Source organism: Actinomyces bowdenii (assembly GCF_017592395.1).
Taxonomy (GTDB): Bacteria; Actinomycetota; Actinomycetes; order Actinomycetales; family Actinomycetaceae; genus Actinomyces; species Actinomyces bowdenii.
In genome coordinates this window covers 68,003-81,038 of the sequence record NZ_JAGFOU010000018.1, presented here as the reverse complement: position 1 = coordinate 81,038, position 13,036 = coordinate 68,003, and the positions used below count along the sequence as shown (strand labels likewise).

Annotated in this window: 14 protein-coding genes; 10 read left to right on the top strand and 4 right to left on the bottom strand. The window is 72.8% G+C overall.

Annotation, left to right across the window (positions count from 1 at the left end):
* Positions 1 to 340 precede the first annotated feature (340 nt).
* Complete coding sequence (locus J5X07_RS09095; protein ID WP_208479561.1) at positions 341 to 1,306, bottom strand: hypothetical protein; 966 nt, start codon at positions 1,304 to 1,306, stop codon at positions 341 to 343.
* A gap of 153 nt (positions 1,307 to 1,459) precedes the next feature.
* Positions 1,460 to 2,545, bottom strand: coding sequence for a redox-regulated ATPase YchF (ychF, locus tag J5X07_RS09090; RefSeq protein WP_208479560.1), 1,086 nt, complete (start codon positions 2,543 to 2,545; stop codon positions 1,460 to 1,462).
* 284 nt (positions 2,546 to 2,829) lie between these two features.
* Here ychF and J5X07_RS09085 point away from each other — a divergent pair, with 284 nt between their 5' ends.
* The 9 genes from J5X07_RS09085 to J5X07_RS09045 all read left to right on the top strand — a co-directional run bounded on the left by J5X07_RS09085 (position 2,830) and on the right by J5X07_RS09045 (position 8,382).
* The gene (locus tag J5X07_RS09085) at positions 2,830 to 4,206 is read left to right on the top strand and encodes a DNA recombination protein RmuC (RefSeq protein ID WP_208479559.1); all 1,377 of its coding nucleotides are present in this window, start codon (positions 2,830 to 2,832) and stop codon (positions 4,204 to 4,206) included.
* A gap of 194 nt (positions 4,207 to 4,400) precedes the next feature.
* A complete protein-coding gene (locus J5X07_RS09080) occupies positions 4,401 to 4,889 on the top strand; it encodes an Asp23/Gls24 family envelope stress response protein (RefSeq protein WP_124934252.1) in 489 nt (162 codons plus the stop codon).
* 33 nt (positions 4,890 to 4,922) lie between these two features.
* Positions 4,923 to 5,102, top strand: coding sequence for a hypothetical protein (locus J5X07_RS09075; RefSeq protein ID WP_124934251.1), 180 nt, complete (start codon positions 4,923 to 4,925; stop codon positions 5,100 to 5,102).
* Positions 5,102 to 5,518: an Asp23/Gls24 family envelope stress response protein gene (locus J5X07_RS09070; RefSeq protein ID WP_424924116.1), complete on the top strand. Its 417-nt coding sequence runs from the start codon at positions 5,102 to 5,104 to the stop codon at positions 5,516 to 5,518. The genes J5X07_RS09075 and J5X07_RS09070 overlap by 1 nt, the downstream gene beginning before the upstream one ends.
* On the top strand, positions 5,515 to 6,060 hold the full coding sequence (locus J5X07_RS09065) for a DUF6286 domain-containing protein (RefSeq protein WP_208479558.1): 546 nt from the start codon (positions 5,515 to 5,517) through the stop codon (positions 6,058 to 6,060). Before J5X07_RS09070 ends, J5X07_RS09065 begins: the two co-directional genes overlap by 4 nt.
* 16 nt (positions 6,061 to 6,076) lie before the next feature.
* A complete protein-coding gene (locus J5X07_RS09060; RefSeq protein WP_208479557.1) occupies positions 6,077 to 6,733 on the top strand; it encodes a hypothetical protein in 657 nt (218 codons plus the stop codon).
* The gene (locus tag J5X07_RS09055; protein WP_124934247.1) at positions 6,730 to 7,404 is read left to right on the top strand and encodes an RNA polymerase sigma factor; all 675 of its coding nucleotides are present in this window, start codon (positions 6,730 to 6,732) and stop codon (positions 7,402 to 7,404) included. Before J5X07_RS09060 ends, J5X07_RS09055 begins: the two co-directional genes overlap by 4 nt.
* On the top strand, positions 7,401 to 7,946 hold the full coding sequence (locus J5X07_RS09050) for an Asp23/Gls24 family envelope stress response protein (RefSeq protein ID WP_208479556.1): 546 nt from the start codon (positions 7,401 to 7,403) through the stop codon (positions 7,944 to 7,946). The genes J5X07_RS09055 and J5X07_RS09050 overlap by 4 nt, the downstream gene beginning before the upstream one ends.
* Positions 7,936 to 8,382, top strand: coding sequence for a transcriptional regulator (locus J5X07_RS09045; protein WP_208479555.1), 447 nt, complete (start codon positions 7,936 to 7,938; stop codon positions 8,380 to 8,382). Before J5X07_RS09050 ends, J5X07_RS09045 begins: the two co-directional genes overlap by 11 nt.
* Positions 8,383 to 8,822: 440 nt before the next feature.
* On the opposite strand, the gene J5X07_RS09040 is transcribed toward J5X07_RS09045, so the two are convergent.
* Complete coding sequence (locus tag J5X07_RS09040; RefSeq protein ID WP_208479554.1) at positions 8,823 to 10,394, bottom strand: amino acid permease; 1,572 nt, start codon at positions 10,392 to 10,394, stop codon at positions 8,823 to 8,825.
* 151 nt (positions 10,395 to 10,545) lie between these two features.
* Positions 10,546 to 11,562: a 4-hydroxy-3-methylbut-2-enyl diphosphate reductase gene (locus J5X07_RS09035; RefSeq protein WP_124934267.1), complete on the bottom strand. Its 1,017-nt coding sequence runs from the start codon at positions 11,560 to 11,562 to the stop codon at positions 10,546 to 10,548.
* Between the two features lie 83 nt (positions 11,563 to 11,645).
* Here J5X07_RS09035 and xseA point away from each other — a divergent pair, with 83 nt between their 5' ends.
* Positions 11,646 to 12,983 (top strand): exodeoxyribonuclease VII large subunit, encoded by a 1,338-nt coding sequence (gene xseA, locus J5X07_RS09030; protein ID WP_424924115.1) that lies wholly within the window; start codon positions 11,646 to 11,648, stop codon positions 12,981 to 12,983.
* The last annotated feature ends 53 nt before the right edge of the window (positions 12,984 to 13,036 follow it).

Genomic DNA, 13,036 nt, shown 5'->3' with positions numbered 1-13,036 from the left:
CGCCGCTACCTATCCCAGACCTCACTCCAGCAACTAACCCACACCCTGACCCACACCACCCCCGACAACCACCCCCTGATGACCATCACCACCTAACACAAAGAACACCACACCAAGAGACTTGACCGAACGCGCACTGGTACGGACTGATGGCCCCGGCCCTACCGGCAGTTCGCCGGGGTTGTCTGCACTGTGCAGGGGATGTCGGCACTTCGCACCCCTGGGGCACCTGCATTCTGCAGACAACCCCCGCATTGCGCAGGCAACCCCGGACTCTGCAGACAAACCCGGAATCCGCTCCTCACCGGGACCGGTGTTGAGGCTGCCGGCCCGGCGGGTGTCAGTCGGACTGCCGGGCGCCGGATGAGCGCAGGTCGGCCAGGTAGGCGGCCGCATCCGCCCCCGGCGGCGGCAGCTCGCGCAGATGGCGCTGGAGGCGGATCGCCTGGGCCTTGAGCGCCACGAGGGTCATCCCTCCGGAGAGCAGGCCCCCGGCCACGGGTACCACCTTGGTGACAGTCCTGGCCAGGGAGCCCTTGGTGACTCTGATCCCGACGACTCGCAGCGTCTGCTTGACCACCGGATACCAGGCAGTCTTCGTCAGCGCCTTGGAGCTGATCTGCTTCTGCACGGCAGGGCGGACAATCTGGTTGGCGAAGACGGTGAGCGAGCCCGCGGCTCCCCCCACCCCCAGCATGACGGCCAGGAGGAGTGCAAGCCTGCCGATCGTGTCGTCATCGGCATCGTCGAGGTCCCCCAGGAGATCCTGCCAGCCGTAGATGTAGGCGAGCTTCTGCATGACTCTGAAGGCGTGCACGTAGTACTGCGTGACATCCGCGGGGACGGTGGCGAACAGGGCCAACCCGCCGGGGATCCCCGTCGCGAAGGAGATCGCGGCAGCCTTCTTGGACTCGAACACGATCGACCTCTGGGCAATGGCATCCAGGTCCTTGATGGCCATCCCCGCCTGGACGGGCGTTGCCCCCACCGCGCTGGCGATCACCTCGTCAGAGGCGCCGGCCCTGCCCAGCTCCTGCCGCAGGAATTCAGCTCGATCGATCTTGACTCCACGCAAACGGATGATCTTGAGAAGGAAATCCATCGCGTAGCGCTGAGCCTGCCGATCCTGATCATCGAGCTCCTCGATAAGAGACCCTCGTGCACTCTTCCCAGCAGCACCGCCGACCTCGATCGTGCCCCCAGAGCCACCCTCGACCACCTCACTACCGGTCATCGTCATGCGCTCGTCGGCGCCGTCACTAACGGCGCCTTCACCACCGGTGTCCTTGCGAGCCTCGCCACTCATCATTTCTTCCTCCCGGAGATCCACCCGCAATCGTCAAGAACTCACCGAGAACGGCAGACGCTGCACGGAGCCTCGGCGTACGGCAGAGGCACACAGGCGATCCCAGATGCCTCCGGCCACCGGCTGCCCCTCCCTCGCCCCCGCGACCGGCACTCACACGTTGAAGCGGAACTCCACCACGTCGCCGTCGGCCATGATGTAGTCCTTGCCCTCCATGCGCACGCGGCCGGCAGCACGGGCCTCGGCCACCGAGCCGTAGGTGAGCAGGTCGTCGTAGCTGACGATCTCAGCCTTGATGAAGCCGCGCTCGAAATCGGTGTGGATGACGCCCGCGGCCTGCGGCGCCGTGGCCCCCTTGCGGATCGTCCAGGCCCGAGCCTCCTTCTCCCCCGCCGTCAGGTAGGTCTGGAGCCCCAGGGTGTCGAAGCCGACCCGGGCCAGCTTGTCCAGGCCCGACTCCTCCTGGCCGTTCTCGTGCAGCATCTCGGCGGCCTCCTCGGGCTCCAGCTCCACGAGCTCGGCCTCGAACTGGGCATCGAGGAACACCGCCTCCGCGGGCGCCACCAGCGCCCGCAGCTCGGCCTGCCGGGCCTCATCGCGCATGAGGTCGTCATCCATGTTGAACACGTAGATGAAGGGCTTGGTCGTCATCAGCTGGAAGGTGCGCAGGACCTCCTCATCGATCCCCGCGGCCGCCGCGCCCGCCGACAGCAGCGTGCCCTCCTCCAGGACCGCCATCGCGGCCCTGGCCGTCTCCAGCACCGCAGGATCGGCCTTCTTGCCCCGCACCTCCTTCTCCAGGCGCGGGATCGCCTTCTCCAGGGTCTGGATATCGGCCAGCACCAGCTCGGTGGTGATCGTCTCGATATCGCTGGAGGGGTCCACCCGGCCGTCCACATGCACCACGTCGGGGTCCTCGAAGGCCCGCGTCACCAGGCAGATCGCGTCCGCCTCGCGGATATTGGCCAGGAACTGGTTGCCCAGCCCCTCACCCTCGCTCGCCCCGCGCACGATCCCCGCGATATCCACGAAGGACACCGTGGCCGGCACCACCCGCGCCGAGGAGAACAGCTCGGCCAGCCTGCCCAGCCGCGGGTCGGGCAGCGGGACGACCCCGATATTCGGCTCGATGGTCGCGAAGGGGTAGTTGGCGGCCAGGACGGTCGCACGGGTCAGGGCGTTGAACAGGGTGGACTTGCCGACATTGGGCAGTCCGACGATTCCGATGGTGAGTGCCACGCCCCGGATTCTAGGCCACCTCCCGCCCCCGCCGCGGCACCTCCCCAGTCCTCCCGAGCCTTCCCCCGCCCATCACTCCCCCGCAGGATTCCGCGCCTGCGCCCCGCCCGCCCGCGACCAGCCCGCGCCCGCGATGCGCAGCCCGGCCGGGGCGCCCGGACCGCCCCGGACCCGGAGGGGCCGGGCGCGGGACGCGGAGGGGCCGCCCGGGCCACCGGGCCGCCAGAGCGCCGGGGTGCCGGGCCGCCGGCATACGTGTCGCACCCCCGTGGTGCACTGGCACCATGACGATGCCCGCGGCCCTCCTGGCCCTCCTCCTGCTGCTCACCGCCGCCATCAGCGCCGCCCTGGGATACGCCGTGGCCCTCCTGCGCGGCGCCCACCACCCGCCCGGCCCGCGCTCCGGGACCGCCCAGGAGGAGGCCGAGGAGGCCGCCGCCCTGCGCGTCGAGCTGGCCTCCTGGCGCGCCCGGGCCGAGGAGCTGGGCACCCGCGCGGACCTGGCCGAGGAGCGCGCCGAGCGCGACGGCGCCATCCTGCGCGCCCTGGCCCCCGTGCGCACCCAGCTCGAGCAGGTCGGGGCCCGGGTGGAGACCATGGAGCGGCAGCGGGCCGCCCAGCACGCCGCCCTGGCCGAGCAGCTGCGCTCCACCGCGCTGGCCGAGCGCGAGCTCGCGCGCACCACCTCCTCCCTGGAGGGCGCCCTGCGCTCCCGCTCCGCCCGGGGCCTGTGGGGAGAGGTCGAGCTGGTCCGCATCCTGGAGGCCTCGGGGATGATGCGGCACGTGGACTTCTCCGAGCAGCGCTCGGTAGGGGCCCTGGCCCACCGGCGCGGCACGCCGCGCACCCCCGGCCCCACGGCGCCGCGCACCGAGGGCGCCGAGCGCTCACGGCCCGACGTCGTCATCCACTTGCCCGGAGAGGGCCACCTGGCACTGGACGCCAAGGCCCCCATGGACGCCTACCTGGAGGCCATCTCCGTGGACGGCCCCGGCGACGCCGACCAGGAGCGCCGCGCCCGCCTGCTCACCGCCCACGCCAGGGCCCTGCGCGCCCACGTCGATGAGCTCGCCGCCCGCCGCTACGACCGCGCCCTGGGCCACTCCCCCGAGCTCGTCGTCCTCTTCGTGCCCGCCGAGCCCGTCCTGGCAGCCGCGCTGGAGGCCGACCCCGCGCTCATGGAGCACGCCCTGAGCCGGGGCGTGGCCCTGACCTCCCCGGCCTCCCTGCTGACCCTGCTGCGCACCTGCGCCACCGCCTGGGCCCGCACCGCCGTCAACGACGACGCCCGCGAGCTCCTGGAGCTCGGGCGCACCCTCTACGAGCGCCTGGGAACCGTCGCCGGCCACCTCGAGGCCCTGGGCGGCGCCCTGCGCCGCAGCGTCACCGCCTACAACCGGGCCGTGGGCTCGATGGAGACCCGACTGCTGGTCACCGCCCGCTCCCTGGAGGCCCTCGGCGCCGATCTCCAGGGCCCCGCCCCCATCGACGCCGACGCCGCCCAGGTCCGCGCCTTCTCCTCCCCCGAGCTCTCCTCCCCCGAGCCCGCCGGGCCCGAGCGCACGCCTCCCGCGCCCTCCGCCACCACTGGGGCCGCCACCAGCGCCGCCACCGGGGCCGCCCAGGAGACGGCCAACCACCACCCAGCACACCAGCAGTGATCGACGCCACTGTTGTGGGGCGTGAGGAAAGGCCGGGTCATGGCGTCCTTACCCATGTCCCAGCCGGTGCGGCGCGCCTGACGGGGGGCCACCGGCCCACCACTGCCGCCGCATCAGCCGACCCAGCCGCATCCCGGCGCCCTCCGCAACCGCGGAGCACATCCAGCCATATCACGAGCAACTCAAGGAGACCCATGAGCAACGAGACCATTCCCCAGACCGGCCAGCAGCGCGAGATCGCCAAGGAGCGCGAGGACAAGAAGCAGCAGGAGGCCACCCCGCGCGGCCCCCTCCAGACCTCCCACGGCGTGACCACCATCGATGAGACGGTCGTCGCCAAGATCGCCGGCATGGCCGCGCGCGAGGTCCCCGGGGTCTACGACATGGGCAATGCCGCGCGCCGCGTCTTCAACGCCGTGACCGACCGCATCCCCAACGCCCAGACCAACGTGGCCGGCGGTATCAGCATCGAGAAGGGCGAGACCCAGACCGCCGTCGACGTCACCGTCGTGGTGGAGTACGGGGTCTCCATCGTCGAGGTCGGCAACGCCATCCGCCGCAACATCATCCAGCAGGTCGAGGGCACCACCGGCCTGGAGGTCATCGAGGTCAACGTCAACGTCACCGACGTGCACCTGCCCGATGAGGACTCCGCCAGCACCGGCGGCACCGACCTGAAGTAGCCCCGCCTCCCGCACGCCGACCAAGGAGTCCGCATGAAGACGACACACCTTGCCCTCATCGTGGGCCTGTTCCTGGGCACCGTCCTCGCCTTCGGATCCTTCGCCGACTTCATCCTGGTGGGCCTGTGCGGCCTGGTGGGGGCGGCGGCGGGCCTGGGCCTGGAGGGCCGGCTCGACCTGCGTGACCTGCTCGAGCGCTGGACACGGCGATGATGAGCAGCACACAGGTCACCGACGGGCCCCGCCCCGGCCTCCAGCAGGAGGCCGGGCCGCCGATCGAGCAGCGGGGGACCACCTCCATCCCCTCCCGCGTCGTGGCCCGCATCGCCGAGCAGGCCGCCCTGGAGGCGCCCCACGTGGGCTCCTCCGCCGGCGGGCTGCTGGGCGTGGGCGCACGGCGCGACTTCCACACCCGTCCCGACGTGGACTGCGACATCTACGGCCGGGTCGCCATCCTGCGCATGGACGTCGGCCTGGTCTTCCCCACCCCCATGGCCAGCGCGGCCCAGCGGCTGCGGGACCACGTGCGCTCACGGGTCGAGCACCTCACCGGCCTGGAGGTCGGGCGCATCGACGTCGAGATCTCCTGGCTCGACCCCGGAAGCACGGCGAGAGGAGCCCTGAGATGAGCAACGACCCGCGGAGCCTGACCCGGCGCCCCTCGCGCAGCCCGGCCGCCGTCATCCTGGCCGTGGGCATCATCGCCCTGGGCTCCCTGGGCGCCTGGCTGACCGGCGCCCTCCTGCTGACCGGCCACTGGCCCTCCCAGGCCGCCCCCACCATGGCAAGGCTCGGATCCACCGCCATGGATTCCCCCGGGGTGCTGGCCGCCGCCTGTGCCCTGGCCCTCCTCGGCCTCATCATGCTGGTGCTGGCGCTGTGGCCCGGCCGCCCCGCGCACCTGGCCATCCTGCCCGACGGCATCCCGGGCCAGACGGCCCTGTCCCGCCGCGACCTGGCCACCCTCATCCAGCGCCGGGTCGAGCAGGTCGACGGCGTCGAGACCGTCCGGGTCAGGCTCACCCGCAGCCGGGCCGACATCCGCGTGAGCACCCTCATGGATGACGGGCGGCTGCGACCCGCGGTGGTGCAGGCCGCGCAGGACGCCCTGGAGCAGCTGCACCCCGCGCAGACCATGCGGTGCCGAGCGCGCGTGCGGCGCGCCGACTGAAGGAGGACCACCAACCATGCGCTCAGTATCCGGAGCACTCAACCGAATCGCGCTGGCCGTCACCGGGCTGGCCGCCCTCCTGGTGGCCGCCTGGCTGGCCGCCTCCCACCTCGACCTGGCCGCCTCCTGGCCCCAGGGCCGGGCGCTCCTGGCCCCCGCCGGCGCAAGGCTCAAGGAGCTGGTCGCGGGCGAGGAGCACTGGATCGCACCGGCCGCCGCCGCGGCCTCGATCCTGGTGGTCCTGGCGGGGATCGCCCTGCTGCTGGCCCAGATCCCCCGCAGGGCCCGCACCAGCCCGCTGCGCCTGACCGGCGATGACGGCACCCTCCTGGCCACGCTCGACCCCCGGGTCATGGGCCGGGCACTGGCCGAGCGGGCCGAGGAGATCCCCGGAGTCGCCTCCTGCACCGTGTGGGTGGCCGGGTCCTCGCGCAGCACCTGGCTCCAGGCCACCGCCCGGATCGCCCAGGACGCCGAGGTCGCCTGGGCGGTCAGCGACCTGCGCCGTCGGCTGGCCCAGGACGCCGCCACCGCCCTGAGCCACGCGCCGCACCAGGTCGACGTGCTCATCCGGCCCCACCGCTCCACCGTCTCGCGCAGCCTCACCGGCGCCCGGGGCCCGCACCGCGCCGGCGCCGCACAGGTGCGCCCCACCCGGGACGTGGTCACATGAGCCGGCCCCCGCAACCGGCGGGGCCGGAGGCCACCGCCGGCCCCGCAGCCCCTGCGAGCCACCGGCCCAGCGCCTCCCCCGCGAGCCGGGGCATCGAGCGGCACCTGGTGCTGCGCGCCCAGGACGGCGACGCCGACGCCTTCGAGCAGCTCATCAACCGCTACCAGGGCCGCCTCTTCCGCGCCGCCTACATGATCCTGGGCAACCGGCAGGACTCCGAGGACGCCGTCCAGGAGGCCCTCATCCTGGCCTGGAGGCGCCTCCACCTGCTGCGCGAGCCCGAGGCCTTCCACGGCTGGCTGCTGCGCATCTGCACCAATGAGGCCACCAGCGCCGTCAGGCGGCGCAGCCGCCACCGCACCGACCCCCACGACTCCGAGAGCCTGGAGTCTCTGGACTCCCAGGCCGGGGATGCCCGCACCGGCGCCGCCGGGGGCTCCACGGCCGCCGACCCGGCCAGGTCCAGCGAGGTCAATGCCCAGATCCAGGCACTGGCCGATGTGCTCTCCACCCTCCGCCCCGAGCTGAGCGTCGTCTGGGTACTCAGGGAGGTCGAGACCATGTCCTACGAGGAGATCGCACGAACCCTGAACATCACCGTCTCCACTGTCCGCGGCAGGCTGGCACGCGCCCGCTCCGCCGTGATCAAGCGGATGAAGGAGTGGACATGACAACCACCGATCCCACCCACCCATCTACGCAGCCGGAGCAGGCGCCCGCCAGCGGCGGCGACCAGGAGCAGGCCACCCAGGACTACCACCGGCTCATCGCCTCCATCCACGAGGAGTGGGACGCCCTGGAGTCCCAGTCCGACCTCTCGGTCATGCCCTCCGCCCGGATCATGCAGTCCGTGATGGAGGCGGTGCGCGCCGACGCCCGGCACGGCGCCCAGGTCCAGGTCCCGCCCACTGACCTGGGCCCCTACACCCTGACCGAGCTCTCCCTGCGCACCCTCGTGCGCAGGGCCGTCGACCGGGTTCCCGGGGCAAGGGCGCTGCGCTCCTCCTTCGAGCACGCTGCGGCCACCGACGGGCACCGGGGACTGGGGGCGCCCACCTCAGTCCACTGCCGGATCTCGGCCCACGCCGCCTGCCCGGACCTGCCCGCGCTGGCCCAGCAGGTGCACGCATCCGTGCTCGAGGCCTTCCACGAGGACCTGGACTGCAGCCCGACCGTCAACATCCATGTGGAGGACCTGCACGATGAGGACTGAAGACACCGCCGCAGCCCTGGTCCGGACGGTGACCGGCGTCCCCGGTGTCCGGGGCATCGAGCCGGGCATCGCCTCGGCCCTGCGCACCCTCGACACCCACCTGCGCGGCCAGGCCGGGCAGGTCGCCCGCTTCGGCATCGTCGTCGACGATGCCCAGCGAACCACCATCGAGGTCGGCCTGGACGGCTCACGGCCCGTCAGGCAGGTCGTCAGGGACATCCAGGCAGCCGTCATGCAGGCCCTCCACCAGCCCGAGGAGCACGAGGATCCCCAGACCGGCAGCAGGACCGGCGCCTCCGACGACGGCGACGACGCCAGCCGCGGCGCCGCCGCATCCCCTCACGCGCACGGGGGCTCCCACCAGGCGCCGCCGCACGGCCATCAGGCTCGGCCCCGCCCGAGCGTCACCGTGCGCGTGCAGTCCCTGTCCGCCTGACGGCTCGGATCTGCGGCCTGACCCCCGGGTTCGAGCCGGCCTGCGCCCCCGGGCCCGAGCCGGCCGGCACCAGGATCGCCCGGACGCCCCGGCCCAGGCAGCCGCGCCCCTGGGAGGTGTGGTGAACGCGGTCGAGGGGCCCGGTCTGGGGTGGAGGGGCCAATGGAGCACCTGAGGGGCAGATCGGACGTCACTTCGCGACAGAGGCGTCACTTGGCGGAATGGACGTACCTTGTAGGTGTCGTCCACGTCGCGAAGTGACGCCTTTTCCGCCAACCGACGTCCAATCGTGGGCCCCGCCGCCCCAGCCCCCGGCTCCGCCCACCCGCGAGTTGCGCCAGCCCTCCACGGACGGGCAACGGGGACCCGCAACCCCCGGGCTCAGGGCCCCGGGGCTCAGGAAGCGCTCTGGGATCAGGGGGCAGCCGCCGTCGGGACGACTACCGGGCCTCGTGTGCCGAGGTGCCCGACGCCGTCGTGCCCGAGACATCCACCTCGGCCAGCGGCACCATCGGCGTCCCCCGGGTCAGCCGGTGGCCCAGCCACACCAGGAGGAAGGCCGGCAGCCCGATGTAGGAGGAGAGCACCCCCAGCAGCTCGCCCTTGAAGACCGCCTCGTAGTTCTGCCCCAGGATCACCACCACGCACATGGTGAAGGCCACCACCGGCCCCAGGGGGAACAGGGGCGCCCGATACGGCAGATCAGCGGGATCGTGGCCCTGCAGCACATAGGCGCGCCGGAAGCGGAAGTGGCACACCGCGATCCCCACCCAGACGATGAAGCCCGACAGCGCCGAGACATTGAGCAGCCAGGAGTAGGCCGTGTCCCGACCCACCACCGCGGTGAGGAAGCCGGCCGCCCCCACCAGCGCCGTCGCCCCCAGCGCCCGCACCGGCACCCCATGGCGGTTGACGTAGCCGAACCACTGGGGGGCCTGGCCCTGCAGGGCCATCGAGTGCAGCATGCGGGTGGAGGCGTAGAGCCCGGAGTTCCCGGCGCTGAGCACCGCGGTGAGGATGACCGCGTTCATCACCGCGGCCGCGGCCGCGATACCCGCCCGGTCGAAGACCAGGGTGAAGGGCGAGTAGGAGACGTCCTCGGTGCCCGTGCGCAGCAGCCGCGGGTCGTTGTAGGCCACCAGGGTCCCCACCACGGCGATCGCCCCGATGTAGAACAGCATGATCCGCCAGAACACGGTGCGGATCGCGCGCGGCACGTCGCGGCGCGGATCGCGGGCCTCACCCGCGGCCACTCCCACCAGCTCGGTGCCCTGGAAGGAGAAGCCGGCGATCATGAACACCGAGACCACCGCCAGCGCCCCGCCGTGGAAGGGGGCGTCCCCCACCGTCCAGTTGCTCAGGCCCGCGCGGTGGCCCCCCAGGACGCCGGCGATCATCGCCACCCCGGCGATGAGGAAGACCACCACGGTGACCACCTTGATGGCCGACAGCCAGAACTCCCCCTCCCCGAAGGCCCGGGCCGACAGGGCGTTGAGCCCGGTGAGCACCGCCAGGAAGAGCCCCGCCCACACCCAGGAGGGCACGTCGGGCAGCCAGTAGGCCATGATGATGCCCGCGGCCACCAGCTCGGCCGCCACGGTGATCGCCCAGTTGAACCAGTAGTTCCAGCCCATGGCGAAGCCGAAGGAGGGGCTGACGAAGCGCGTGGCGTAGGTCTGGAAGGAGCCGGCCACCGGCATGTGCGCGGTCATCTCCCCCAGGGACTGCATGAGCAGCAGCACCATGAGGCCCACCGCCGTGTAGGCGGCGATCGCCCCACCGGGCCCCGCCTGGGAGACCGTGGCGCCCGAGGCGACGAACAGGCCCGTCCCGATCGCCCCGCCGATGGCGATCATCTGCATGTGGCGGTTGGTCAGGGTCCGTCTCAGGCCGCTGTGCTCGGGGGACTCGCTCCCGGCGTCGGGGCCGGGGCCGCCGGGACTGCCGGCGCCGCTGATGCCGCCGCCCCCGGGGACGGCGGCGCGGGTCTCATCATCATCACTGTGCACCATCGGGGCGAGCCTAGCGCCCGGGCCCCCGGTGCGGGAGCCGGTCTCAGTGGCTGGCGCCGCCGCGCCGGCCGCCCCGGGCCCGAGCCCGCCCAGAGCACCGGCCCATCAGGACTCCGCCCGCCAGCGCCCCACGGCTGCCCTCAGGGGCCGCTCAGCAGGTGTGGTCGGCCACCGGCTGGCGCCTGTCGTGCCCCTGCTCGCCCGCGGCACCCCTGAGATCGGCGCGCAGGTTCTTGGGCAGGGAGAAGGTGATCCGCTCGGTGGCGGTGCGCACCTCCTCGACGTCCTCGAAGCCGTGCTCGGCCAGGCGCTCGATGACCTCGCGCACGAGGATCTCGGGAACCGAGGCGCCCGAGGTGACGCCCACGGTGCGCACGCCCTCCAGCCAGGCCGGGTCGATCTCGCTGGCGAAGTCCACCCGGTGGGAGGCCCCGGCCCCCGCATCGAGGGCCACCTCCTTGAGGCGCACCGAGTTCGAGGAGTTGCCCGAGCCCACCACGATCATGAGATCGACCTGCGGGGCGATGACCTTGACGGCCGCCTGCCGGTTCTGGGTGGCGTAGCAGATGTCCTCCCCCGGCGGGTCGGACAGGGCGGGGAAGCGCTCGCGCAGCAGCCGCACCGTCTCCATGGTCTCGTCCACACTCAGGGTGGTCTGGGAGATCCACACCACCCGCTCGGGGTCGCGCACCTGGACCTGGTCCACCTCGTGGGGGCCGTTGACCACCTGGATGTGCTCGGGGGCCTCCCCCTGGGTGCCCTCGACCTCCTCGTGGCCGGTGTGGCCCACCAGGATGATGTCGTAGTCGTCCCGGGCGAAGCGCACCGCCTGCTTGTGCACCTTGGTCACCAGGGGGCAGGTGGCGTCGATCGTGTCCAGCCCCCGCGCCGCCGCCTGCTCGTGCACCGCCGGGGAGACCCCGTGGGCCGAGAAGACCACGCGGGCCCCCTCGGGCACCTCATCGGTCTCCTCCACGAAGATCGCGCCGCGCCGTGACAGGGCCTCGACGACGTACTTGTTGTGCACGATCTCCTTGCGCACGTAGATCGGCGCCCCGTAGTGGGCCAGGGCCTGCTCGACGGCGTCGACGGCCCGATCCACCCCGGCGCAGTAGCCGCGGGGGGCCGCCAGCAGGATCCTCTTGCCGCGCGTCGTCTCAGTCGTCATGGTCACCGTCCCACTGTGCCACAGCGGGGGCGCGGCACGCAGTGGCGACCGCCCACCGTGGCGGACATGGCACAGTGGTGCGCGTGACAGGTCCGACCGCCCCTGAGGCCTCCCCCGAGGCCCGCCCCGCCCCGCAGGCGGGGCGCGGGCTCGCCCCCCGCGCCAACCTCACCACCGCCGAGAACCCCTGGCCGCTGCGGCTGCTGTCGACCAAGATCGAGGAGTACGTGGCCCGCATGAGCCAGGTGTGGGTCGAGGGGCAGATCGTCCAGCTCAACCGCCGCCCCGGCGCGGGCATGGCCTTCCTCACCCTGCGCGACGCCGAGGCGGATGTCTCGATGTCGGTGGCCGTCTACTCCCGCGTCCTGGACGCCATCCAGTCCCGCGGCGCCGGGCTGGCCGAGGGCGCCCGGGTGGTGGTGCGCGCCAAGCCCACCTTCTGGACCAAGCGCGGCTCCCTCCAGCTCCAGGCCGACGACATCCGCGCCGTGGGCGTGGGCGACCTGCTGGCGCGCATCGAGCAGCTGCGCCGCGTCCTGGCCGCCGAGGGGCTGTTCGACGCCGGGCGCAAGCGGCCCCTGCCCTTCCTGCCGCGCCGCGTGGGGCTCATCTGCGGGCGCCAGGCCAAGGCCAAGGACGACGTCGTGGTCAATGCCCGGCTGCGCTGGCCGGGCCTGCCCTTCGAGATCCGTGAGGTCGCCGTCCAGGGCGCGCGGGCCGTGCCCGAGGTCACCCGCGCCCTGGAGGAGCTCGACGCCGATGAGCGCATCGACGTCATCGTCATCGCCCGCGGGGGCGGCGCGGTGGAGGACCTGCTGCCCTTCTCCGACGAGGGGCTGGTGCGCGCCGCCGCCGGGGCCCGCACGCCCCTGGTCTCGGCGATCGGGCACGAGACCGACTGCCCCCTGCTCGACCTCGTGGCCGACTACCGGGCCTCCACGCCCACGGACGCCGCCCGCAGGATCGTGCCCGACCTCGCCCAGGAGACCGTGGGCCTGGACTCCGCCCGCGAGCGCATGCGCGCCCTCGTCTCCTCCCGGCTCCAGGCCGAGCAGAGCGCCCTGGACCAGCTGCGGGCCCGCCCGGTCATGGCCGACCCCACGGTCATCGTCCGCGAGCGGGTGGGCGAGCTGGAGCGGGAGCGCGAGCGCATGCGCCGGGCCCTGTCCCACCGCCTGTCCCTGGCCGCGGCCGACCTGCGCGCCGAGCGGGCCCGCCTGACCGCCCTGTCCCCCCAGGGGGTCCTGGACCGGGGGTACGCGATCCTGCGCACGCCGGGGGGACGGGTCATCACCGGTGCCGAGCAGATCAAGAAGGGCGACCTCATCGAGGGCGTGCTGGCCTCCGGGCGCCTGGTGGCCCAGGTGGTGGGGGCCACCAAGCCCCCGTCACAGCCGTCCGAGCCCTCCGAGACCCTGTAGCTGCACATCTTCAACAACCGACCGCCCGGGCGAATGGCGGGATTGCGCGGCTC